General features: G+C 53.0%; 22 protein-coding genes and 1 rRNA gene. 8 read left to right on the forward strand and 15 right to left on the reverse strand.

The features are described from left to right. Positions 1-1,259, reverse strand: a 16S ribosomal RNA gene (locus VFA09_16445); the annotation flags it as partial. A gap of 117 nt (positions 1,260-1,376) precedes the next feature. Between VFA09_16445 and VFA09_16450 the strand changes: the two genes are divergently transcribed. Together VFA09_16450 and VFA09_16455 are read left to right on the forward strand one after the other, a co-directional pair. Next, entirely contained in the window at positions 1,377-1,643 is a 267-nt protein-coding gene (locus tag VFA09_16450; GenBank protein ID HZU68867.1) for a hypothetical protein, read from the forward strand. Between the two features lie 214 nt (positions 1,644-1,857). Further along, positions 1,858-2,520 (forward strand): zinc ribbon domain-containing protein, encoded by a 663-nt coding sequence (locus tag VFA09_16455; protein ID HZU68868.1) that lies wholly within the window; start codon positions 1,858-1,860, stop codon positions 2,518-2,520. A 402-nt stretch (positions 2,521-2,922) separates the two neighbouring features. Here VFA09_16455 and VFA09_16460 read toward each other — a convergent pair whose 3' ends face one another. Next, complete coding sequence (locus VFA09_16460; GenBank protein HZU68869.1) at positions 2,923-4,068, reverse strand: glycerate kinase; 1,146 nt, start codon at positions 4,066-4,068, stop codon at positions 2,923-2,925. 217 nt (positions 4,069-4,285) lie between these two features. On the opposite strand from VFA09_16460, the gene VFA09_16465 reads away from it, so the two are divergent. Then, on the forward strand, positions 4,286-5,152 hold the full coding sequence (locus tag VFA09_16465; protein ID HZU68870.1) for a cytochrome c oxidase assembly protein: 867 nt from the start codon (positions 4,286-4,288) through the stop codon (positions 5,150-5,152). A gap of 6 nt (positions 5,153-5,158) precedes the next feature. Here the strand turns inward: VFA09_16465 and aat are convergent, their stop codons facing one another. Together aat and VFA09_16475 are read right to left on the reverse strand one after the other, a co-directional pair. Next, the gene (aat, locus tag VFA09_16470) at positions 5,159-5,746 is read right to left on the reverse strand and encodes a leucyl/phenylalanyl-tRNA--protein transferase (protein HZU68871.1); all 588 of its coding nucleotides are present in this window, start codon (positions 5,744-5,746) and stop codon (positions 5,159-5,161) included. A 297-nt stretch (positions 5,747-6,043) separates the two neighbouring features. Beyond that, positions 6,044-6,523 carry a plastocyanin/azurin family copper-binding protein gene (locus tag VFA09_16475; protein ID HZU68872.1) on the reverse strand — a complete coding sequence of 160 codons (480 nt, stop codon included), beginning with the start codon at positions 6,521-6,523 and terminating at the stop codon, positions 6,044-6,046. A 409-nt stretch (positions 6,524-6,932) separates the two neighbouring features. Here VFA09_16475 and VFA09_16480 point away from each other — a divergent pair, with 409 nt between their 5' ends. Further along, a complete protein-coding gene (locus tag VFA09_16480; protein ID HZU68873.1) occupies positions 6,933-7,121 on the forward strand; it encodes a hypothetical protein in 189 nt (62 codons plus the stop codon). An 87-nt stretch (positions 7,122-7,208) separates the two neighbouring features. Here VFA09_16480 and VFA09_16485 read toward each other — a convergent pair whose 3' ends face one another. From VFA09_16485 to VFA09_16505, 5 genes are all read right to left on the reverse strand, one after another. Then, complete coding sequence (locus VFA09_16485; protein ID HZU68874.1) at positions 7,209-8,393, reverse strand: acyl-CoA dehydrogenase family protein; 1,185 nt, start codon at positions 8,391-8,393, stop codon at positions 7,209-7,211. Between the two features lie 6 nt (positions 8,394-8,399). Next, positions 8,400-9,497 (reverse strand): acyl-CoA dehydrogenase family protein, encoded by a 1,098-nt coding sequence (locus tag VFA09_16490; protein HZU68875.1) that lies wholly within the window; start codon positions 9,495-9,497, stop codon positions 8,400-8,402. A 3-nt stretch (positions 9,498-9,500) separates the two neighbouring features. After that, complete coding sequence (locus tag VFA09_16495) at positions 9,501-10,667, reverse strand: thiolase family protein (protein HZU68876.1); 1,167 nt, start codon at positions 10,665-10,667, stop codon at positions 9,501-9,503. 297 nt (positions 10,668-10,964) lie between these two features. After that, positions 10,965-11,852, reverse strand: a complete 888-nt coding sequence (locus VFA09_16500; GenBank protein HZU68877.1) for a hypothetical protein — start codon at positions 11,850-11,852, stop codon at positions 10,965-10,967. 554 nt (positions 11,853-12,406) lie between these two features. Next, positions 12,407-12,856 carry a MaoC family dehydratase gene (locus VFA09_16505; GenBank protein HZU68878.1) on the reverse strand — a complete coding sequence of 150 codons (450 nt, stop codon included), beginning with the start codon at positions 12,854-12,856 and terminating at the stop codon, positions 12,407-12,409. Positions 12,857-13,121: 265 nt separating this feature from the next. Here VFA09_16505 and VFA09_16510 point away from each other — a divergent pair, with 265 nt between their 5' ends. Beyond that, positions 13,122-14,555 (forward strand): PQQ-binding-like beta-propeller repeat protein, encoded by a 1,434-nt coding sequence (locus tag VFA09_16510; protein HZU68879.1) that lies wholly within the window; start codon positions 13,122-13,124, stop codon positions 14,553-14,555. Positions 14,556-14,648: 93 nt separating this feature from the next. Here the strand turns inward: VFA09_16510 and VFA09_16515 are convergent, their stop codons facing one another. The 4 genes from VFA09_16515 to VFA09_16530 form a co-directional block, all read right to left on the reverse strand. Then, positions 14,649-15,758: a Zn-dependent alcohol dehydrogenase gene (locus VFA09_16515; GenBank protein HZU68880.1), complete on the reverse strand. Its 1,110-nt coding sequence runs from the start codon at positions 15,756-15,758 to the stop codon at positions 14,649-14,651. A gap of 36 nt (positions 15,759-15,794) precedes the next feature. Further along, the gene (locus VFA09_16520; protein HZU68881.1) at positions 15,795-16,655 is read right to left on the reverse strand and encodes a mycofactocin-coupled SDR family oxidoreductase; all 861 of its coding nucleotides are present in this window, start codon (positions 16,653-16,655) and stop codon (positions 15,795-15,797) included. Then, positions 16,633-16,842, reverse strand: coding sequence for a mycofactocin precursor MftA (gene mftA, locus VFA09_16525; GenBank protein HZU68882.1), 210 nt, complete (start codon positions 16,840-16,842; stop codon positions 16,633-16,635). The genes VFA09_16520 and mftA overlap by 23 nt, the downstream gene beginning before the upstream one ends. A gap of 124 nt (positions 16,843-16,966) precedes the next feature. Beyond that, a complete protein-coding gene (locus tag VFA09_16530; protein HZU68883.1) occupies positions 16,967-17,857 on the reverse strand; it encodes a Gfo/Idh/MocA family oxidoreductase in 891 nt (296 codons plus the stop codon). Positions 17,858-18,065: 208 nt separating this feature from the next. On the opposite strand from VFA09_16530, the gene mftB reads away from it, so the two are divergent. Further along, on the forward strand, positions 18,066-18,347 hold the full coding sequence (gene mftB / locus VFA09_16535; GenBank protein HZU68884.1) for a mycofactocin biosynthesis chaperone MftB: 282 nt from the start codon (positions 18,066-18,068) through the stop codon (positions 18,345-18,347). Positions 18,348-18,403: 56 nt separating this feature from the next. Beyond that, the gene (mftC, locus tag VFA09_16540) at positions 18,404-19,540 is read left to right on the forward strand and encodes a mycofactocin radical SAM maturase (GenBank protein HZU68885.1); all 1,137 of its coding nucleotides are present in this window, start codon (positions 18,404-18,406) and stop codon (positions 19,538-19,540) included. On the opposite strand, the gene mftF is transcribed toward mftC, so the two are convergent. Together mftF and VFA09_16550 are read right to left on the reverse strand one after the other, a co-directional pair. Continuing rightward, positions 19,535-21,076 carry a mycofactocin biosynthesis glycosyltransferase MftF gene (mftF, locus tag VFA09_16545; protein HZU68886.1) on the reverse strand — a complete coding sequence of 514 codons (1,542 nt, stop codon included), beginning with the start codon at positions 21,074-21,076 and terminating at the stop codon, positions 19,535-19,537. The two genes, mftC and mftF, sit on opposite strands and share 6 nt — an antisense overlap. Beyond that, positions 21,077-22,675, reverse strand: a complete 1,599-nt coding sequence (locus VFA09_16550; GenBank protein ID HZU68887.1) for a GxGYxYP domain-containing protein — start codon at positions 22,673-22,675, stop codon at positions 21,077-21,079. It abuts the gene before it with no gap. A gap of 232 nt (positions 22,676-22,907) precedes the next feature. Here VFA09_16550 and VFA09_16555 point away from each other — a divergent pair, with 232 nt between their 5' ends. Next, positions 22,908-24,521, forward strand: coding sequence for a class I adenylate-forming enzyme family protein (locus VFA09_16555; GenBank protein ID HZU68888.1), 1,614 nt, complete (start codon positions 22,908-22,910; stop codon positions 24,519-24,521). The last annotated feature ends 37 nt before the right edge of the window (positions 24,522-24,558 follow it).

A 24,558-nucleotide genomic window follows, 5' to 3' on the forward strand; every position in this document is an offset into this window, starting at 1 on the left:
CCTGCAATCTGAACTGAGACCGGCTTTGCCAGGATTGGCTCCCCCTCGCGGGTTGGCGACCCTCTGTGCCGGCCATTGTAGCGTGTGTGTCGCCCAGGATGTCAGGGCCGTGCTGACTTGACGTCATCCCCACCTTCCTCCCCGTTGAACAGGGCAGTCTCGTTAGAAAAAATCAACTAACGATAAGGGTTGCGCTCGTTGCGGGACTTAACCCAACACCTCACGGCACGAGCTGACGACAGCCATGCAGCACCTGTGTAGCCGTCCCTCGCGGGAACATCCATTTCTGGATGGTGCGACTACATGTCAAACCCTGGTAAGGTGCTTCGCGTCGCATCGAATTAAACCACACGCTCCGCTGCTTGTGCGGGTCCCCGTCAATTCCTTTGAGTTTTAGTCTTGCGACCGTACTCCCCAGGCGGACCACTTAACGTGTTAACTACGATACGGAAGGGGTCGACTCCTCCCACATCTAGTGGTCATCGTTTACGGCCAGGACTACCGGGGTATCTAATCCCGTTCGCTCCCCTGGCTTTCGCACCCGAGCGTCAGAAGTGAGCCAGGACCCTGCCTACGCCATTGGTGTTCTTCCGGATCTCTACGCATTTCACCGCTCCACCCGGAGTTCCAGGTCCCTCTCTCACTCTCAAGTTCGCCAGTATTTGAAATCCCCCACCGGTTAAGCCGGTGATTGTCGCTTCAAACTTAGCGAACCGCCTGCGTGCGCTTTACGCCCAATAATTCCGGACAACGCTTGCCCCCTACGTATTACCGCGGCTGCTGGCACGTAGTTAGCCGGGGCTTATTCACCAGGTACCGTCCATTCTCTTCCCTGGTAAAAGCAGTTTACAACCCGAAGGCCGTCGTCCTGCACGCGGCGTTGCTCCGTCAGAGTTGCCTCCATTGCGGAAAATTCCTCACTGCTGCCTCCCGTAGGAGTCTGGGCCGTTCTCAATCCCAGTGTGGCTGATCATCCTCTCAGACCAGCTACCGATCGTTGCCCTGGTGAGCCGTTACCTCACCAGCTAGCTAATCGGCCGCGGGCTCATCTTCCAGCGCCCCTCCGAAAAGGAGCTTTGCTCGTTGCCGAGCGTATGCGGTCTTGTCAGCGATTTCTCGCCGGTATTCCTCACTGAAAGGCAGATTACCCACGTGTTGCTCACCCGTCCGCCACTCGCTCATTGCTGAGCGCGTTCGACTTGCATGTGTTAGGCACGCCGCCAGCGTTTATCCTGAGCCAGGATCAAACTCGTCATACATTGTTTTGCGTACACCCTTTTGACGAAAGGATGTACTTGAATTGACAGAAACTGCTTTAGCAAACAGTTGCTGTTCTGTTTTCCACTCTTCAATTGTCAAGGTTCATGACAGACAGCATGTTCAATAAACATACCGTCAATCGAAAAAATACAGGTTGTGGTGCGCATCCCGAAAAAGGGACAGCAAAACGTGGGAAGATTTCAATTCCTCAATCGAGAAAATGGCCATTGGCCAACATTGGGGGTGTCAACCAGAAGCTGCTTACCCGTCTTCCTCAACCACGTTTTGTATTATCTCACATGCATCGCGAAATGTCAAATCGCGTGTTCATCAACCTGGCACAAGTCGATGATGTGCATGCTTCACTACTTACAACACATTGAGCCGGAACTTTATTCCGCACTCACCGCTCCGCATTCAAGAGAACTCGTAAGTGGTTTTCATGTAGTAAAACATAGGAAGCATGGATTTTATTCCACACTCACTAACTCTTTCAAGAAGTCTGTAACGTGCCAGCGGCACTTAGACTTTCTTTTTTTCGCGCCAGGGTGTATAGTGTGGTGAGGAGAAATTTGTCCGAATTGAAAGGCTGTTCGTATGGTTTTCTGTGGACATTGCGGTTATCAACTGGCGCCAGGGAATACAGTATGCCCGCGCTGCGGAACCCCTGTTGATCCAGATGTGGAGATGACAATAGATAGCCCGCCGGAGCCAGACAATCCAACGGTTGCCTCCGGTCTGATACACGCGCCTACACAGGTACAGCCTGGCGTTCAGCGCCCGGTTGCCGGCGGTTCAGGTAGCCAGTTCACGTCTGGGCAGCAGGAGCCACTCATTCTAGGGCCGGATGGCAATACCTATAACCCTGATACAGGGCTGGCTAACGCGCCTACCAGCATGATGGGCGCGCCAACCTATCCTATGCCCAATCAGGCTTCTCCTGCCAACCCTAACGTTGGGTCGTATCCTGGCTATGATCAGCAGAATATTGGCAATTATCCGCAGCCAATGGGTTCGTATCCTGGCTATGTACCGTTTGCCGGCGATGGCCATACATCGCAAGCCGAGTACGAGGCGATGCGAGCGGAACTGGCAGCGCGTAACAGGACGGGGCGCATTGTTGGATTATTGCTCATCTTGCTGGGTCTGCTTCTTATCATTGGAGCGATGGTGTTATACGTGGTAGGGCGTAATGCAACCACATCTATCGAGCATACGCTTCCTCTCGCCAATATGCTGGTAATCAAGCATCTCCTGTAGTAGTCCCGCTCGCTACCTTTATCTGGCTGGCGGGACTACTATGCTATAATAATACTGAACTAGCAAGTCTTTCCTGAGGATGCAATGTCTATGCAAGCAGGGGCAAGAGAAATATGGCAATCGAAAATCTACGAACCATGACAGTTGAAGAATATTTTCAACTCGAAGATAACGACTGGATTCGCAATCGCTGAAAGGTGAAAGCTACCACAAAGAGCAGAACCAGTGGATTTACGAAGCCTTTGAAAGTGAAGACGAGATCACGCTACATAGCCTGGGTGTCCACTTCCCCTTGACTGATGCTTATGTGGATGTGGAATTTGAAGAAAATACGGGCGACCAGAACATACAGTAATTTCACCCACCATTATTGTTCGTGAGATGAAGATATAGCTATATCCTTTATCTCTCCATCGTTGCTCCAACACGCAATATCCTCAAGGCACGTTCAGTGGTATCGCGTGTTAACTCGGCGGCATGTTCCATCGCATATTCCAGCGTCATAGGGCCAGGGGGCAACACCGCGATGGCATCTACTCCTAACTTGTAGGTTTGCTGGTAGTTCTCTCCCAGCCCACCGGCAATCGCCAGTACCGGCAGTCCATAGCGTTTTGCCAGAGCTGCAACGGCTCCCACGGTCTTGCCATAGGCGGTCTGGCTATCGAGTTGTCCCTCTGCCGTAATCACCAGGTCGGCAGAGCGCATGTGCTTCTCCAGTTGCACTGCCTCCATTACAATCTGCGCTCCTGGTCGCAATGTTGCATGGAGAAATGCCAGCAGGCCCGCGCCCAATCCACCTGCCGCCCCAGCACCGGGTACATCTCGTACCGCCAGTCCAAGATCGCGCTTGATGATCTGTGCGTAATGTTCCAGGGCGGCATCCAGTTGTACTACCATCTCAGGTGTTGCGCCCTTTTGTGGGCCATACACTGCCGAAGCTCCATTCGGCCCGCATAGGGGATTCGTGACATCGCAGGCCACGTCAAACATGCATGTTTGCAGTCGCACATCCATCATCTCTGTGAAAATGCGGGACAGTGTGGCAAGGGCAGCCCCACCATGCGCAATCTCCTTTCCTTCTGCCGTTTGTAGTGAAGCGCCCAGCGCCTGTGCCATGCCAGCGCCGCCATCGTTAGTCGCGCTGCCCCCAATACCAATGATGAAACGATTGCAGCCATATTCCAGGGCAGCCAGGATCAACTCGCCTACTCCAAAGGTCGTCGTGATGCGCGGGTCGCGCCGTTCAGGAGGGACAAGCGGCAGCCCGGCGCATGCCGCCATCTCAATTGCGGCAGTGCGCCCATCTCCCAACAGACCGAAGAACGCGTTCACGGGTTCGTCCAGTGGCCCCGTCACCGCCTGCTCTACTATCATGCCGCCGGTAGCATCCACCAGTGCCTGGACCGTTCCCTCACCACCATCGGCAACAGGAACGATATCGATTTCCGCCTCTGGATAGACTACTTCGACACCCTTCGCGATGGCCTGACCCGCTTCGGCTGCCGTAAGACTGCCTTTCAAAGATTGGGGGGCGATGAGAATGCGCATGATAATACCTCCGTTAGTTTGCAGATCAGTAGCTGATTAATTATATCAGTTTCATGGCAGTGGTGAGGTCAAAGGACGATTATAATAAGATCTGGAGGGTGACCACAAGGTCCGCTCTTTCACCGTCCCGACTCTATGGAGTATTGTTTGCATCTCTAAAACATCTGCACTATACTACTTTTGGAAAACATCCTATTTGCTAGCACGGAGATCTCATATGTTGAATCTATCATGGCCCTGGAATCCGGGCATACTCATATTTCTGCTTGTCCTCTGCCTGCTCTATGGTCTGGGAATCTGGTTGGCACGCAAGCGCGACGCGGCACAAAGGCCCTTAAAAATCTATCATATTCTTGCTTTTGTCACTGCCATAGTAGGCATTGCGCTGATGATGCTCACACCTCTCGATACCGTCGCACGTACTCAATTGTTCGCCGTTCACATGTTTCAGGCCGTTGTGCTGATTACCGTCTGCGGTCCTATGTTGCTGTTTGCCTGCCCGCATTGGCTTCTGCAGCCACTTGTTGAGCATCCTCTGGTACGTCCTGTTGCTCGCTTCCTCACACAACCGGTGATAGCCTCTGGCATCTTCAACCTCACGTTCCTCTTATGGCACGCGCCTGGCCCGTTTCATTATGCCCTGCTGCACGCAACCGTCTATCATATTGCACTGCTGAGCATCTTGCTAACCTCACTACTCAACTGGTGGCCGCTGATCGGACCCGTCAAAGAACTGCACAAGATGAGCTATCCTATGCAGATGCTCTATGCCTTCGTGGACGGGCAGCCGGTCGATATCTTCGCTTTCCTGTTGGTATTCACAGGCACGCTCTTTTATCCATACTACACCTTTCCGACGCAGCTTGCCCAGTTTGGTGTAACCCCTATTGCCGATCAGACAATCGGAGGCGCATTCTTACTATTGCCGGGGCTGGTTGATCTTTTAGTGATGTCGCCGCTCTTTTTCCGCTGGCTTGGTCAGATCGAGGAAAAAGCAAAAATTGCCGATGAGCGGCGGCAGCGGGAAATCGAGGAAGAGGAAGCTCTGCTGGAAATGGAAGAAGTCGAATCCTCGGAAGCTTAAGCTCTGCTACCAGCGACAGTCCAGGTACAGGGCTACTCTCAGGCGCCGTTCGTATTCCCGGCGCGGAATCTCCGTTACGCCCAACGTGGCAAGATGCGGAGTGAGAAACTGTGTATCGTGCAGCACGTAGCCGCATGCTTTTAGGTGTTCGACCAATGCTACCAGGCATACTTTTGAGGCATCGGTAGCATACGAGAACATGCTCTCGCCCATAAAGGCCCCTCCCAGCGATACACCATAGAGTCCGCCGACCAGTTCGCCGTTCTTCCACGCCTCGACGCTGTGCGCGAAGCCCGTGTAATACAGGCGGGTATAGGTATCAATGAATACCTCGTTGATCCACGTCTCTTTGCGGTCCGCGCAGCAGCGCATCACGGTCTCAAAAGCCGTATCCATGCGCACCTCGTAGATATTTTTCCGTATCGTGGCACGTAGCGAGCGTGAAATGTGCAGGTTGGAATGTTCCAGAATGGCGCGAGGATCGGGCGCATACCAGTGAATTCTGCCATTGTCATCTGCCATAGGGAAAATACCCTGGGCATAGGCATTGATTACCAGGTTCGGATCGAGCGGCTCCAGTTTTTGCTTCGACATATGCAACTACGTATGGCTGTTACTGTTCAATTCGCCTCGAAATAAATATACAGTTTGAGGATATGCTTACGGAAGTATGATAGCATAAGAAGCCCTGAACGGAAACAGGTTTTCTCTGGTGATTCCCTAAAAGTGCGCGCAGATTCTTCGCTGCGCTCAGCATGACAGGCCCCGGAGAGAGCCAGGTGTCTCCGGGGCCTGTCATGCTGAGCGCAGCGAAGAATCTGCGCGCTGAAACCACCTGGGCCCTCCTCGTCCTGGAGGCTTCCAGGGAATCATCAGCTTCTCTTCCTCGCATTACTGCACAACTATTGTCGCCTTCATATAGGGATGGAAGCTACAATGATAGGCATAAGTGCCAGGCTGAGAAAAAGTGAAACTGAATGTTCCGCTTTGGGGAGCAATCGGGTTATTAACGCCGGAGTCAAACGACTTCCCGTCGTCGCTTGTCACAGTATGGGGCGCCGAGGTCGTATTTTTCCAGACCACTGTGGTGCCCACCTTGATCGTCAGAGTCGCGGGACTGAAGGCGTAAGGATTGCTGCTTCCGGTAGTAATCATGACCACCGGGCCGTTGCCTGTTCCCGAACTGGTTGGAGTATTTGTCGCTGCGGGTGCAGTAGTGCCGCCGTTATTGTTGGCACTACCGCTAGTGGCTCCTCCACAGGCTGATAAAAGCAATACCATAACTAATGCCACCAATGACAGCCATGCCCACAGACGATGTTTATGTGTGGAGATTATGCGTGAAGTAATGTTTGAGTTCGTTTGCATCATTCGTTTGTTCTTCTTTCTAGTAATGGAGAGTAAAAGCAGGGAAAGTCAGGTGTATCTAGCCAGGAAGGCGTATGGAATATCAACTCCCCACTGTTTCTTAGTGAAAAATACGGAGGAGGGTTACACACGCCAAAAATTTAACAATACTGAGCTAAAAAACCTTGACTTTTGCTGAATCTGCTTGTACACTTCTCTCAGATTTACCGTTGCTTAGCTTAATGCAAAGATGATCAGGCAGAAATTTATCATTTCCTTTAGCTTCAGAATTTCCTCATTGTGCATAGGATTCCTCATACCGTAATGATTGAGATTTCATCGATAGAGAAAGCAGCATGAAAACTTACTCGCAAATCCATCTGCATGCCCGGCATCAGATGCTCGCGACTTCAAACGGAGAGGAGGTGAGAGGATGAGAGGAAAGCTACGTGATAAGCCAGCGAATATCAAGCGTGACCGTTTGAAGCGTGAACTGGTGGAGCGACGGCGCCCTTCCCGCCGCGAAAGCCGCAGTGCAACCCTGTTCAATCAGCAGTTGGAAGATGAGTATCAGTCATTAGATGACGGGGAACCGCCTGTCGCTCTGGAGCAGCAGAAGTAACGGAGGGCCTGCTGATATTTTAGAAAGTATCAAGGCGGGTTGAAGGCATTTCCAGCTTTGACAATCTGCCCTGGTACTTTCTTGATGTTAGGGAATATCCAGTTCTGGGAATATGCGCCGGGCAATGACTAAGCGCTGAATCTGCGCCGTGCCCTCGAAGATGTCGAAAACCTTGGCATCGCGGAACCACTTGGCGATAAACTGCTTGCGCTCCGAGTCTTCGCCGGGAGCAGTCACGCGTACCGCGGCAGCCGTAACCTTCATCACCAATCCACCGGCGTATGCCTTGCTCATGGATGCCTCTTTGGAATTGGGAATGCGGCGGTCTGCCATCCACGCGGCCCGCCAGACGAGGAAACGAGCCATTTCAATCTCCTGTCCCAACTCAATCAGTTCGTCTTCCAGTGTGCTGCGTTTATGCGCCGGGAATCCCTTTGGCAATTCCTCGTGAAGCCACTCCCAGGTTGCCTCGTGAGCAGCGCGCGCGATGCCCACGGCCAGCGCCCCAACCATTGGGCGAGTGGCGTCGAGTGTTCCCATGGCCGCCTTGAAGCCGGCTTTCTTTGTTTGCTCGCGCCCGCTTAGCAGATTATCTTTGGGGATGCGGCAATTTTCGTAGATCAGCTCGGCTGTCTGTGATGCTCGCAAACCCATTTTCTCCTCGATACGCCCGACAATCAGTCCCGGCGTGCCCTTTGGTACGACGAAAGGACGAATGCCCTCCCGGCCCAGGCTCTTATCGATGGTTGCGAATGTCACGACCAGGTCTGCTCGCGCGCCATTCGTGATATAGTGCTTATGGCCGTTGATGACCCACTCATCTCCGTCCAGAACCGCTGTAGTGGACATGCCTGCTACGTCGGACCCGATTCCTGGTTCGGTCAGCGCCAGCGCACCCCAGTGCAACTGTCCATCCATGAATGGGCCGAGAAAGCGCATCTGCTGTTCCGGCGTGCCCTGGGAAAGGATGGGCGGTGCGGCCAACCCCGGTCCGGGAATAGCGGTGGAAAGAGCGGCATCGCCCCAGGCCATCTCTTCTTGCGCCAGCACTGAGAGGATGTTATCCTGCTTTTCGTTTTCCTCCTGCCCCTGCATGCGTGCCTGGGCTGCTGATCCGCCCCAGTAGCGTTTCTGCATGTTCCAGAAGAACGACTCGGGAATCTTTTCCGTGCGGTCGCATTCAAGCGAGATGGGACGCATCTCTTCGAGTGCAATCTGGTGCGCGTAGTCGCGCGCCGCCTGTTGCGATTTGCTGAGGGTGAAATCTATCATCGTCTTCTACTCCATTGCAGCTGCATTGCGCATCCACATCTCGACCGGGTGATCCTGTATAAAACCGGCGCCACCCAGGATTTGCACAGCATCGGTCGTAGCTGATTTCGCGACCTGAATTGCCTGGTGCTGCGCGGCCTCCGCCTCGTGTACCAGCATATCGTTTGCCAGGCCGCGATCCCAGTTTGACGCGACCCTCCAGACGAGCAGGCGCGCCGCGTCGAGCTTCATTGCCATCTCTGCCACCATAAAGGCAATACCCTGGTACGTGGCAATCGGACGACCAAATGCGACGCGCTCTTTCGCGTAATCCCTGGCATATTCAAACGCCGCACGCGCCATACCGCATGCCACGGCTCCACGCAATATGTTATAGAGGGCCGCGGCCCGAATCACGCCGGGGTCGCCGGCTTTCCCCAGCAAATCGCCTGCCGGAATGGCTACATTTTCGAAGGTCAGAGAGACACTTGGAGCAGCGATCAACCCCAATTTTTGCACGTCTGAGCGGATATGCAGTCCCGCGAGTTGTGGAGGAACCAGTAGCAGGCACAGGCCGTCCATACCGGTTGTTCCTTCCAGGCGCAATAGTACGACGCGTGGCCGGGAGCGACCGCCATGAATCACGTCGCGTTTGGTGCCGTTGACGATATAGTGCTCGCCCTCGAGCCTGGCTGTCGCGCTGATCTCTGCTAGCGAATGCCCGCCCGTGCGCTCGGCGAAAGCGAAGCTGCCGAAGCGCATATATCCCTCTTGCTCGTCGCAGAAAGGCGTAATGTAATGGGCCTGTTGATTCTCGTCGCCCGCCAATAAGACGGCCACCGGCCCCATCAACGAGCCGAGGATGTTCATTGCCAGTGCGCCATCGCCAAAGCCCAGTTCTTCGGCGATGAGGGAATAGGTAACCGCTTCGATTGTCCCTGATCCGCCCAGGCTTTCCGGATACGGGGTCGTCAGGCCGGTTTGCATGAGCGTGTGCATGAGTTCGAGGGAAATATCGCCTCGTTTCTCTGCGCTTCTACCTTGTGGGCGTAGCTGATCGATGGCTATGCTGCGCGCCAGGTTGCGAATCTCTTCCTGCTCCTCTGTTGGGGCAAAGTTCGGCATAGACTATATCCTTTCAATGATCATGCCGTTGGCCATGCCGCCACCTTCGCAGATGGTCTGAAGCCCGTAGCGACCGCCGGTGCGCTCCAATTCATGCAGCAGGACAGTCGTCAGGCGCGCACCGGATGCGCCCAGAGGATGACCAATGGCAACCGCACCGCCGTTGCCATTGACCTTTTGCATGTTAGCTCCCGTCTCGCGCTGCCAGGCCAGTACGACGCTGGCGAAGGCTTCATTGATTTCGATCAGATCTATCTGGTCTAACGTCAGCCCTGCCTTCTTCAGCGCTTTATAGGTCGCGGGTATAGGAGCGGTCAGCATCATGATCGGATTGTCGCCTGCCAGGGAGAACGAGACGAAGCGCGCGCGAGGTTTCAGTCCCAATTTCTCAGCCGTTTCCCGCTCCATAATGAGTACTGCCGCGGCCCCATCGCTGATCTGCGAAGAGTTGCCGGCGGTAATCAGGCCATCCGGTTTGAAAGCAGGTTTGAGGCTTGCCAGTTTCTCGAGGCTTGTATCGCTGCGGATACCTTCATCCTGGTCAAAGGTGCTGGTTGTGCCATCTTCGTTCTTGACCTCGACCGGCACAATCTGGCTGCGGAAGCGTCCCTCGGCAGTGGCACGAGCCGCTCGCCTGTGGCTTTCGAGACTGAAGGCGTCCAATTCTTCCCGGCTCAAGCCCCATTTCTGCGCCACCAGGTCGGCGCTGATGCCCTGGTGTACCAGCCCATTGTCATAACGCTTCAGCATCTGGGGGCCAAAAGGCACACCTGGACCTTGCGAGGACGAACCCATGGGAACGCGTGTCATCGATTCGACGCCTCCGGCAATAGCGATGTCATATGCTCCGCTGATGACCCCCTGGGCAGCAAAGTGAATGGCCTGCTGGCTCGATCCACACTGTCGATCAACCGTGGTGCCGGGAACCGTTTCGGGAAAACCTGCCGCCAGCACTGCATTGCGTCCAACATTCAGGCTTTGCTCTCCAACCTGGCTGACGCAGCCTATAATGACATCATCTACCGATCCTGCATTGATGCCGGTACGCTGCACCAGGGCGGAGAGCGTTTGTGCCAGCAAATCCACCGGGTGCCAATCCTTCAAACGACCGTTTCTGCGCCCAACGGCGGTGCGCACTGCCTCGACAATCACTGCTTCGCGCTGTGTCATGAAAAAGCTCCTTGCTTCTATCGTAGTCACTCGATCTCATAACTTCTGGTGGCAATAAGAGGACTTCATCTTTGTTAACAATCATTGTACGAGATGAAAGCAGAGACGGCAAGGGCTGAACAATAGCCTTTTTCATGCTTGGAAAGGGGCAATGAAAAGGCCAAAAAGAATGGATGAACCGTTCCCCATTGTACGGTTCATCCATCAGGAGCGATAGATGTGAGGTATCAAGACCTCCCATCCATCGCGTCGCTAAAGTAAGGATAGAGAATCTTTCACTTCAACGATGAGTCGAGGTTACGGCCCTTTAAGGACGCAACCGCTCACATGATTATCCCATTCTTTCTGCACTTCGTAGGGATGGCCATTCAATTTGACATCACCACCATACGATTTGGTCGGACCGAAGTTCCATGCACACTTGTCGCCAATTTCTTCGCCGCTTGAATCGTACCAGGCATTGAGCAGAGGATCGGTAGCTGCCTCGTTCTGCTCGTGTGAAGTCACGTTGATCGTGCTATCTGCATCAAAATCCTTGTTGGGGCTGACTCTTACACCACATCCTGAGGGGTCAGTGCCGGTGTAGGGCATGGCTGCGTAGATGGTGTTACTGCCAAAGAACCCATGATAGGCACAGAAGACCTGGAAACTGCAGCCGAAGCTGGCGCAGATGTTCTCTCCCTTGGCGGTAAAGACAAAGAAGATATTGTCAATGCTGGAATTCCAGCCATTGACTTTTTGCGCATGGGTAACTTCTTGCTGAACCTGGGCATCCGAGATTGGATTGCCAGGATAAGCGGCTGTGTCTACCCAGGAGCCTGCTAAAACGGCATTTGTGGCGGCCCCGCCTCCATTCTGGGTATACTGTTTGTCGTTTCTGTACAGCTTGGATGGCCCAATGTCACCGAAATAACGTTCAATCAGGCTGTTGTAGGTTGAGCTTACAAACGAACCTGGAGGCTCCCAGAAAATGGCATAGGCATTGGCGGTACCTGCCATGACTGGGCCACCATGGTAGATAAGGTTGCCCGCATTCGGATTGGTGGTGTGCTGTCTGGTATACGTCACATGCGTTCCGCTTTTAACAGTGGCAGCACTCGCGCTCAGTGGTTGCAACAAGCAAACCACGAGGACCGCGAACGTCATCAGAGGGAGCAAGGAGAACATCTTGACTCTTTGCTTCACAAAATACTCCTTCTTTGGTAAAAGGCGTCGGTCTCAGGGGACAATAAATGGTATGGTGAGGAAACCTTGATAGCATCCCTTCAAAGCTTGCGGCTCATCAATGTATATACTATACCCTATGCTTCCTTTATTTCGCCTTAGCTGGCGCTTAGCCCTTGCTCTTTCATCTTCATACTGTGTGAAGCCCCATCGCATGGGGGCTAAAGGTTGCGGATTATAATCTCCGCGAAGAGGGCCTTAGAGAAGACAAAAGCTGTCTTCTCTAAGGCCCTCTTCGCTTCCTCATGCTTTTCTATGTATCGAGTTGTTATAGGTTACTGAGGAGCAGTTGGACGGGGACTTCGCCACATGGGGGAACACCGTAACGACATACCTGCCAGGACACAAGGGGCGTGCCTGCGGTATGCCTCGCCGGATATAGTGCCAGTACATCCAGGAGGTGAATGTGGTGTGCCCCGCCCTTGTTGAGTATATCACAAGAAGCAGCCAATATACTAGTATTTGTGAAGAAGGTAAGGGTTACAAGAGTTCTGTCTCAGAAACGAATGATGAATTCAGCGAGCTAATCGCACCTGGGCAGGAAACCCGCTGAAACGCGCTTTGAGTATTTCCACCCCATCCTGATTCAGAAAACTCGCTGTAGCGACCAGCAATCGCCTGGCCTCGTTTTTCTCCACAAAAGTGACGGTGCAGGTGATCGTGTCACCGATGTAGACGGCGCCAATGTACTCAAAAGACATCTCTGTGGCGAGGAAGCCAATCATGCCGCCGATATGGGTAATCATGCTGCTGGTTAAAAGGCCGGGGATAATGCGCCGCCCATACCAGCTACTTCGCGCAAAATGCTCATCGATGTGATAAGGGTTGTAATCGCCGGTAACGCCACAGAAGAGCGCCACATCTCCCTCGGTGAAAGTACGCCGGAACGTAAATGTCTGGCCTACTGCAATGGTATCAAACGCAGTTCTGAGCTGCTGTTTGAACTCAGGGGTTGCCTCCTGCATCAGGTCTGCCTCATTTCATCATTTTCTGCTAACTTAACCAGATTGAGCAAAGATTTTCTCTTCCCCAATTATATTCCAGAAACTTGCTTTAGGGGCAATGGTGGTTGAGAAAAAACTTCTTTGCCAGTACGTTTCGTAACATGATCTCAACCATTCCAACAATAGAATAATTCATCGAAAAATCTATGATCAGCGAGAATACAGGACTTGTACAAAATATGCAATACGTGTGCTTGTTTCAAAAGAGAAAAGGATGGATTGTGACATGGAAATGCTATCTACTCGTACAATTCGCAGGCGAATCCTTTATGGAGGGGAGCTGGCCTGTGTGGTAGGAATGCTGATCATACTGATAATGGCAGCATTACCGGGACCGGCCGCCTATGCAAAGACCAGTCCCAGTGATTGGGCAACTTTTATGGAAAGCAATGCGCGTACAGGTTACAACAAGGCCGAATCCATTATCAACCCCAAAACCGCTCCTCATTTAAAGCTGCACTGGCAAGATATGGCGGCCGGTGCGATTAGCGTCCAGCCTATTGAGGCCAATGGGATGATATACTGGGGGTCGTGGGATGGCCTGGAACACGCATCGCGTCTTTCAGATGGCAAGGATGCCTGGACAGCCAACCTGGGGCAGACACAGGGAGATTGTATCCACACGCCGCAAGGTGTGCTAAGTACGGCTACGGTTGCTACAGAGAAAATTGGGGGAAAGTCAACGCCGGTTGTCTTCGTTGGCGGTGGTGATGTCCAACTCTATGCGCTCAATGCCAATACTGGAGCCGTCATCTGGAAGACCAGGTTAGGGACTCAACCCAGCTATTTCCTGTATAGCTCAACAGCGGTTTTTGATGGCAGTGTGTATATTGGTGTATCATCGCTTGGTGATTGCCCGCTCATTCAGGGACAGGTGGTTCGGGTCAACGCCCAGACAGGCGCGATACAAAATACATTCAATGTCGTGCCCTCGGGCTGCATTGGTGGCTCGGTATGGGGTTCGCCTGCCATCGATACAAAGACAAAAATCATTTATTTTGCTACCGGCAATCCCGGTACTTGTGGTCAATCAGAGCCATTAACTGATGCCGTGGTAGCTCTGAACGCGAAAAACCTCTCCCTGGTTGGCTCCTGGCAAATTCCGCCTTCGCAGCAGGTGAACGATGGAGATTTTGGCAGCACTCCTACCCTTTTCAGCGCAACGATCAACGGCACTCTGCATCAAATGGCAGGGCTGATTAACAAGAATGGTATCTATTATGCTTTTGACCGCACGAATATTAGCGCCGGACCGCTATGGGAGGACCAGCTGGCAGCGCCTATCTCTCAAAATGGAACAGGTAATAACATTTCATCGAGCGCCTGGGATGGTTCCACACTATATGCAGCCGCGGCCAAAACCACCATCAATGGTATGAGTTGTACCGGCAGCATTCGAGCCGTCAATCCGGCGAATGGCTCTTATCTGTGGCAGGTATGCCTGAGTAACAACGTACTTGATCCCGTTACTGCTGTGCCAGGATTGGTGGTACTGGGATCAGGTCCCAATATCTTCATCTTTGACGCGAAAACCGGTCAGCAGCTCTTCAGTTTCACTGATATGAATAAGAACTCGAGATTCGATGGGCCGGCCAGCATTTCCAGAGGTGTCCTCTATCAAGGCAATATGGATGGAATTCTTTATGCCTTCGGCACGTAAAGCTCAGGACCGTTTGCAGATAAATGTGAGGTAAGCTTTCATGACTTACCTCACTACTTGTGTCCGTTTCAGAGTCTGAAAGTGTAAACCTGGTTATTGCGCGAACTCTATCACGCCACGAATAAGCCGTCCTTCGTGGAGATCGGCATAGGCTTCGTTGACCTGGTCCAGGGTATAGGTACGCGTCACCAGTTCATCTAGCTTCACTTTGCCGACTTCATACATTTTGAGCAAATTAGGGATATCGAAGCGCGGCTGTGAATCGCCATATAGCGTTCCCATCAGTGTCTTCTGATAGAGTACGAGGTCGAGTGGCGAGATCGGTATCGATTGAGCAAAAAATGGCGTCAATCCCACCACGACGACTGTGCCGTTCTTGCCTGTAGAGTTATAAGCGACGGCAATTGTTTCAGGGGTCGCGATAGCCTCGAAAGCATAATCTACTCCCGCTCCCCAGGTCAGTTCGCGCGCTACTGTTACCGGGTCCTCTCGAGTTGAGTTGATGGTATGGGTAGCGCCCAATTTTTTCGCGTTTTCGAGCTTAAAATCGTGGATGTCTACCGCGATAATCATGCGCGCGCCGGAAAGGACAGCTCCCTGAATGATGTTCGAGCCAATGCCGCCACAGCCAACCACCATAACTGTGCTGCCCGGCACCACCCTGGCACGGTGAATTACCGCCCCTATCCCTGTCGGTACGCCGCATCCGACCAGCACTGCACGATTGAGCGGATAATAATCTGCGATGGGTACAACCGACATATCAGAGACGACCGTGCGCTCGCTGAACGTAGACACCAGGCAGAACTGCCCAATATCAGTACTACCATTATGCATACGAAATGTGCCGTCGAGTAGAGGTCCGCTTACGGTACCCGCGCCCTTATCGCAGAGGTTCGAGTGACCTGAAGTGCAGTAGCGACATGTGCCACAGGATGGAATGAAGCTCAGGACGACATGATCTCCAGGCTTGCAGTTTGTCACATTCGGCCCAACTTCTTCAACGATGCCTGCTCCTTCGTGTCCAAGCGCCATGGGCATGTACGCGGGAAGCTCGCCGGTAACGACGTGATAGTCGGAATGGCAAATACCGGCGGCAACCATACGTATCTGGACCTCGTGTTCTTTGGGTGGATCAAGTTCAATCTCTTCTACGCGAATGGCTTCACCGGGTGAGTAGAGAACTGCGGTTCGTGTCTTCATTCGTGTCTGCTCCTTTGCAAAGCATTCTGTTAACAATCATCGCGTTAAATATCCAGCATCCACAGGCAGTGCCGTACCTGTGATATGGCGTGCCTCTTCGGAGGCCAGCCACAGGACGGCAGCGCTCACGGCCTCTGGCTCTATAAGATTGCGGTCGGTAAACAGGTTGAGAGCGTTCATCAAGGTCAGCATATGTTCATAGGTGGCCTGCGGTCCAGGCCCACCGGCGAACACGTCATAAATGGCCTGATTGCGGCACATGGTTGTATCTACGCTGGTAGGGCAGACCGCGTTGACGTTGATGTTGTAAGGCGCCAGTTCGATAGCAAGCGTTTTGACAAGGCCAATGACGCCATGCTTGGCGGCCACATAGTGCGCCAGATTTGCCATCCCCTTTACTCCTGCCGTGGAGGCAATACAAATAATTTTGCCGCTGCGATTGGGAAGCATGTAAGGGATGCAAACTTTGCATGTGATCCACACGCCTTTAAGATCGACATTGATAGTCTCATCCCATTGCTCCTCGCTCAACTCCCAGGACGATGCGAAAGAGTAAAGGCCCGCATTTGCCACTACGATATCTATCGCCCCGAATGCCTGATGAGCCTGGTGCGCGAGCGCCTGCATTGCCGGCAGGTCGGTGACATCGGTTTGCGCGGCAATTACCGGGCGGCCCATCTGCTCGATCTCGCTTGCGAGGGAAGCGAGATCTTCAGGTTGCGCCAGGGGATAAGGAACGGTGCTATACTGGTGGCATGCATCGCACAAAACCAGGCGCGCGCCCTCATGGGCGAATGCCAGCGCGTGCGCCCGCCCCATACCACGTGCAGCGCCTGTAATCAGCACTACCCGGTCAAGGAATCTCTCGCCCCGGTTAGTAGACGCCGCAGATGCCATCAATAGTGAAGTCCTCGATGATCAGTTCCTCTTCGATCCCGTCTTCCAGAGTTACCTCCTCTTGAGAGGATGGAGGAGCTTCTGGACGCTCTTCGGTTACGGGTAGTTCTGAGGCCGGCGCCACGGGTTCGCTCATCACTACCTCTTTTTCGGGATCGGTTATGTTGGGAAGTGTTGTATCCGGCATCGCATTACCTCGTTTCTTTTCTCTGGCTGATGTGCATCGTGTTTTTAAGCATACCATGTGTTACACGAGGATTCAAGGATTGCGCACACAGACATCTCAAGGAAGGAAAGAAAACCGAAACAGGTCAAAGCCCTACCGATGTGGCAAAAATGCTTTCCCGTTGTTCTAATGCCTCTTGTATGCGTGCTAGTATGCGCACGACGTTCAATCCGACCTCACCATTTGAGCGGGGCGGCGTTCCAGTACGAATGGAGTTCGCGAAATCTTCACATTCCAGGTGCAATGGCTCTACCCAATCGATATGCGGAATCGTAATAGCCCCAAAACGATAGGAGACCACAGGGTCAGCATGTACATCCGCACCCTTGTTGTAAATCTTGAGCGCCTCCGCGGGACTGGTGTCATCATAGACAACCATGCGTCTGTCACCTATGACTGTTACTCGTCGGATTTTACATGGGTGAAGCCAACTCACGTGAATATGAGCGGTCATCCCACCTGCAAATCCTAGATCTATATGAGCAACATCGTGAATAGCGCGCTGGACATGCGCGTGTGCCTGTACCGAAACCTGCTCAGGTTGCATTCCTAATAAGTAGAGCAGGATCGAGATGTCGTGGGGTGCGAGGTCCCAAATCACATTAATATCGTGACGAAATAGGCCCAGGTTCACGCGCTCGGCCTCTATACAATAGATGCGGCCCAGTTCTCCATTTTGCACCAGTTTGCGCAGTTCATTGACCGCCGGATTATACTCGAATGTATGTCCTGCCATTAATATTCGCTGCTGTTGCTTTGCCAACTTCACCTGTTCCTCCGCTTCACGAAGGAACAGGTTTGTTGTCTCCTGGTTAGCGTCTTTGCCGGCATAAGGGGCTGTATCGGTTCGAATGACCTTAATCGCTACCTGCTGGTCAATGCGCGGATCTTCTGCCAGATAGACTTCTCCCATTCCTCCACTACCAAGTAGCTGTAATAATCGATAACGTCCAACTTGTTGTCCTTCAAAATGCATAAATCCCCCTAATTTTCAGAAATATTCTCGTTTGCAAAACGAATAAACATCACAGCTCGCTTCGAAAAATAGTATAGCACAAGTATTTACAACAGAAAGGGGTTATTGGCGGATTCTTGGGATAGATTTTTAAATCCCTTGACTCTCCGCATTTTCCTGGGTATGCTTTCCATAATGAAAAGCATCTTGCATAGTTCAGGAGCGTGCCATGTCTCAATCTTCCGCAAGTTACCGGCTTATTTCCGAGGTCAAGATTCGCCGCGAACATTTTGGCGGCATACTCTACAAGTACGGCTGCGCTGATCGGGGCGCGCTTTCCTTCATCAACTCGCCGCAACTCATCGAACTCTTGATCGCTGGTCAGCAGCAGTATGGGGGCGATTTGAACGCTGCCATCGAGCATACCAATTATTCTCCTGCCAGTAAACAGAAGCTCTATGCCGCTTTACACGATCTGGCACAGCGTGGCTATGTTTACGTACAGGAGTAAATAATCGACCCATAGCAGTTCCGCATCACGGGCAGTATTTGAAAGGAGTTCTCCACATGGCCGAACCTGTACATTTTCTGGGACGACAATCTCGCTTGAATGATCAACTGGCTGGAGCGGTCGGTACTGTGCATCCACATGCTCTTTCGGCCATGCAGCAGACGGGGGAGACTATACCACAGAAAAAGGGTCGTGGCTCGCAGCGATTCCTGCAAGGCGGGCTTTCAGCGCCCATCACCGTCACCTGGGAGATCACTGCTGCCTGCAATATTGCGTGCGTGCATTGTCTTTCGTCATCGGGCCGCCGCCGTCCGCGAGAGCTGACCACGGAGCAATCCCTGGCGCTCGTCGACGAACTGGCCGAAATGCAGGTGTTCCAGATACACTTTGGTGGTGGCGAACCGTTCATGTACTATGGTATCTGGCAGGTGCTTGAACATGCCCGGGACTGTGGTCTTGTCATGTGTGTCAGCACCAATGGGACGCTGGTAACCCAGGATCGCGCCCGCCGATTGGCACAGCTGGAGCCGATCTATTTTCAAGTCAGCCTGGATGGGGGCACACCACAGACCAATGACCGCATTCGTGGCGAGGGCGTCTTCAAACGGGCCGTGCGCGGCCTCGAATTGCTGGCGGCAGAGAATCTCAGCCTGACCATCAATAGCGTTCTGACACGCTATAGCTTCGATGAACTTGACCGGCTTTATGAAATCGCGACAGGCTTCAACTCCAAACTGCGGGTGACACGCCTGCGACCCTCTGGCCGGGGTCAGGATGTATGGGCCGAACTGCATCCCACGCGCGAGCAATACCGGGATTTCGCGGATTGGCTTGCTGTGCATCCCGATGTACTAACCGCCGATTCGTTCTTTCACCTGAACGCCTTTGGCAACAAGCTCGCCGGGCTTGATATGTGTGGGGCCGCGACAGCCACCTGCTGCATCTGTCCCGAAGGCGAAGTGTATCCTTGCGCTTTTTTCCAGGCCCCGGAGTTTGAGGCCGGCAACCTGCATGAGCACAGCTTCAAGGATATCTGGAATCGCTCGGCGCTGTTTGCTTTCTATCGCAATATGGGTGGCGGGGCTTGCTCTGGATGCGGCCAGTACAATGTTTGTCACGGTGGGTGTCCCGCCACCAAATGGTTTGTGCATCAGAGCCTCCAGATCAAGGACCCGGAGTGTGTGCTGTTATAATGACCCCGCTGTCGGATTTTTGCGCCTGATGACCGGCACCAGCGGCTTCCACGTTCTCTGTTTGATACAGCCGAGCAGCACGCCAACCTCGTAAGCACAATCATCCAGTAGAGAACACAGCGCATATCGTCCCAGGCCCATCTGCGGCCTTAAACGTGCGTAATCGACTCCGATAACAATGCCACACATGATAGCCACCAACAGAATCAATGGCGGCAACAGCAGTCCCGCGGTGAGAAGAGGCAGCGTATAATAGCGTGTCAAATGTCTGCACAGGTGGTAAGTATACGCCAGGTGCCCGCGGAGAATGGCTCGTAAAAGCGTAAGCGGGCCGATAGGAAGCCGGCGTGCGCGCACTTGCTTCACACGGTTTCGCGTGCCAGAAAGAGTAAGCAAGATGGCGAGGATGAACAGGAGCCTATAGATTACTGTATTAAATCCCGTCCTGAAAATTGCCAGGAGAAAAGCCCATATCCCCCCCAAAACCAGCCCGGCAAACATCGCTTGCTCGGGCGGCAGCACAAGGATGCGCCTCTCGTCTGGATGGCGCCGCAATAATGTCGCTTCCGATGAGGCATACGCGGCGTGAATTTGTAGAAATGCCTTCATCGAAGTGCGGTAATCGTGATAGACCGTTCCTAATGGAAGGTACAGGATTCGCGATCCCGATGCGAGCAGGCGGCGGCAGAAATCTACGTCTTCACCAAAGGTAAGCCGCCCGAAGCCGCCAATCTGTTTCCATAATTCCCGGCGCACCAGCAGATTGGCAGTTGACAGATAGGGAATGGGGCCTTCTGGTTGCACCTGTTGTGGCCTTGCGCCCATAAATAGCGAAGAACGTACATCCTCGTAGCGCCCCAGCATACTCTTTCTTTCATAGGCGCGGATCATGCCGCCGACTGCTCCAATCGCAGCATCTTGAAAGGCGGGAACCAGTTCCGCCAGCCAGCAGGGAGAGGCTACGCAATCGCTGTCGATATAAGCGAGCAGTTCCGATTGTGCCAGTTCCGCGCCGCTGTTACGACTCGTTGCTACTCCCAGCCTTTCCGTGTGATGCACAACGCGCAACCTGCTGCCCCTATCAGAAAATACCGGCGCAAGTTGTTGTAGCAACGTGCCGGTGCCATCAGTTGAGCCGTCATCGACGACAATGACTTCCAGGCGAGAAGCCGGGTATTCGAGGGCAAGCAGGGAGCGCAGGCAGCGCTCAAGCTGGTTTGCACGATTGTGAGTGGGAATAATGATCGAAACTTCCGGCCATGTTGCGGGCAGCGTATACGGTCCTGCATCCAGCAGGCCTTTCCAGTATAATTGCTTGCACAGAGCCTCAATACGCTTGATTGGAAGGTTGATCTGAGCCGCCAGCTCCTCATGGGTGCGTCCTTTGTGGCAGAGTGATAATAGCTGCCTGGTCGTCTCGTTCAGTCGTACTGCGCGCAGTGGATACTCACAAACGGCGTAATCGCCTGCAATACGGATGCCCCGCGCAAGACGATAAGTACCCGCTGCAAGACTGGCGTAAGAAGCCTGCTTCAATTAATCTTTTCCTCCGGTAATCATTGATAGCAGTTTCCCTGGCGTGACCACCGTGTAATCGTTGCCGAGTTGTTGCATCACCTGTTTGAGGTCAGACGGTGCCATTTTATAAGCGAAAACGTAGACATTGAGAAATTTTGAACTGCGGGAAGCATTGCGAATCAATTTTACGGTTTTACCGGCACTGTCGGCAAGCCCGAGGTTTTGATAGACTGGTACGCCTGAGATTGTTTTCCACCTGCATCGAGGTAATCCGCTGCCGCTGAGTATACCCTTTAGACCGTATGGTGCAAGCGCTTCTACAAAGCGTTGTTGCAGCCCTCTATTGACGAGCGCCAGGTCCTGTATCAAGCCGGCGTCGAGTACTTCGAGCAGAGTCAGATCCATCTCTCGCATCAACCGGCCAGTATGTGTCAGAAAAGCTGGCAACTGCTCTTTCGGCCAGCGCGAGGGATACATGTAACCAGCGCCACTTGGCCCGGCCAGAAATTCATCGTTGGCTGTAGCCGTGCGTAAATAATATGCCGCCATTGCCGGAGCCGCTTGCATCAATAGGGGTGATATCGTCCAGCCAAGCGGTATAGTGCCGCGAGCCGGATCGTGCCAGAGATGCAGCATACGATTCTGCATGTATTGAATATTATCACCATCGCTCATGGTGAAAGAAACGTAGGTTTTTGGCTTATTCCCTTGCTCGTTCGATAACGTAGTATTGGGATTTGGTGGCGATACCGTTATCCGGGCGGAAGCCTGTGAAGACGGTTGTCTATCCTGTGTACCTGGGACGCTCAACATGACCTCGAGGTTGCTGAAAAGATCGGAGGCCAGTACCGGTAAGCCGGCTTGTGAGGTCAGCCGCACGCCAAAGGGTTCGCTAATAAACCAGCCGAGGTGAACAGCGCCGGGGGCGTATGATTTGAAAATGCGCTTCATCAGGCAGTGTTCGGAAAGCAAACCCTGCATGAAGTCAGGGAAAAATTGACGGGCGTCCAACCAGTAGACGAAGGCGCGTGTCGCGACCAGGAATGATTGTAATGAGCCTGTCATAGCAGGATTAAGGCCCGCTATAATGCGAGGTGAGGCGTGCTGGCGTAAGTTACGGAATGCCCAATGATAGGCTTCCAGACGATTTTTCCAATGAAAGGTTCGTAAATCGGACAGCACAGGCAGGTTATAGGGGCCTTGTTGCAATTGTGCTGCCTGGTCGGGAGTTACAACTATTCCATCTTGCTGGCCCGCCATCATCATCGCAATATTGACGCTATCGATAAAGTTGGGATTATAGATGATCAAGCCCTGGATGCGCTCGCGATAGGTCTTCAGTAGGGCATCCAGGATATCGTTACCTCTTGTGGAAGAGGGTGTGCGTGAGACGGATGCCAGTGCTTCATTGAGCCAGAAGTTATCCTGCTCCCTACTAATGAGGTATACGCAGGGCTGCCTTCGATTGATAAGCCCTGTTAACATAGTGATCGTTCGTTGCACCTCAGGTGCTGCGCTGCGGATATCATAAACATCGAGATGTTCCGGTGTTTGAAATGTGGGCAGCAGTTGTTTGTTTGACCAGTATTCGCTGACCGCTTCCATACGAATATTCATCAAATGCCTTTCCGTTTATCCAGCATTCTTTTCGTTAGCTTCATGTAGTATTGTAACATTGTCATGTTAACGGCCGTTAAAGGAAGCAAGCTGCCATAATTGTACTTGACCTTATAACTTGACTGGAGTATGCTACACATTATCAAATGTAGTCAGGCGTTGCAGGGCTATGTTTACTCGCTGCCGTACTGTCTCGTAGCATACTCGATGTTGAGATAGAAAGGACTCAGGCATGACCCAGAAAATGGTTGCACCCGAACTGTTTCGTCCACCCGTAGAATTCCCCGACGTTCCCTATGATCACCTCTTGCGCATGGCCGCTGAGCGCAATCCTGATGGCCCGGCGATTATTTATCATGATCTCATCCTGACCTACCGTGAAGTGGTCTCGATGGTCAACTCCATCGCCAACGGCCTCTTGCAGTTGGGCTTGAAAAAGGGCGATCATATGTGCCTGTTTACCACCAATCGCCCGGAATATACGATTACATTCATTGCCGCGGCCACGATTGGAGTGGTTGTCAGCCCGATGAACCCGGCCTACAAAGAGCGTGAGATCGCCTATCAACTGGAAAATTCGGAGTCGAAGGCTATTTTGATCCAGCGAGAACTTGTGCCGCTGCTGGAAACCGTTCTGGCCCAGCATTCCTTGCCCAACCTCAAGCATATCATTGTCACGGGCGATAAAGCTCCCGAGGGTTTGCCAGATGCGATACCATTTGCCAAACTGTTACGCGAATCGTCGCCGAAACGACCAGAGTCGGTTCAGATCGATGGCGATGACCTCGTTGCGCTCCCCTATTCATCAGGTACCACCGGCTTTCCCAAGGGAACCATGATTACACATCGCAACCTTGTCAGCAATAACCTGCAATTTACCACTGCCCTGCGCACCAATTTCAACGATGTAGCCCTGATCTTCCTGCCGTTCTACCACATCTATGGTGTCATGCTGACCGGCAGCTTTCTGGCCTGTGGCGGAGTGCAAGTGATAATGGAACGCTTCGACCTGCTGCAATCGCTGGAACTGTGCGAAAAGCATAAGGTGACCTACTACTTTGCGGTGCCACCCATCATTCTTGCGCTTGCCAATGCTCCCATTGACCTCAGTAAAATGAAGACCGTCAAGTACGTGTTCTCAGGCGCCGCGCCGCTGCCTATGGACCCCGCACGCAAGCTGCAAGGCAAAACCAGTATTCAAGTCGTGCAGGGCTATGGATTGACTGAGGCCTCGCCACTAACTCATGCCCAACCCGGCGATCCCGCATTCGTCCGTATCGATGCCGTCGGTATGCCTGTACATAATACGGAGCAGAAGATTGTTGATCTGGAGACGGGCGAGCGCGAGTTGCCCGTGGGAGAGGACGGCGAAATCATCATTCGCGGCCCGCAGGTGATGAAAGGTTACTGGAAAGCGCCCGAGGAGACGGCGCGGGCGCTGCGCAATGGCTGGCTCTACACCGGCGATATCGGTCATGTCGATGAAGATGGCTATACCTACATCGTTGACCGTAAAAAGGAGATGATCAAGTACAAAGGCTTTGGCATCGCTCCCGCGGAGCTGGAATCCCTGCTGATGGAGCATCCCGCGGTTATGGATTCTGCCGTCATCGGCGTACCGGATGACGAGGCTGGAGAACTGGTCAAGGGCTTTGTCGTCATACGCCAGGGTCACCGTGCCACGCCTGAAGAAATCCTGGCCTTTGCCAACGGGAAACTGGCCGGATATAAAAAGATTCACATGATCGAATTCATCGATGCCATCCCAAAGGTCGCATCCGGCAAAATCCTGCGCCGCGAATTGAAAGAGCGCGAAAAGGCGCTACGAGCCGGAAGGCAAGAATAACATAATCGATGCCACAGGTCATACACCAGGAATGACC

The organism is Ktedonobacteraceae bacterium, assembly GCA_035653615.1.
Classification (GTDB): domain Bacteria; phylum Chloroflexota; class Ktedonobacteria; order Ktedonobacterales; family Ktedonobacteraceae; genus DASRBN01.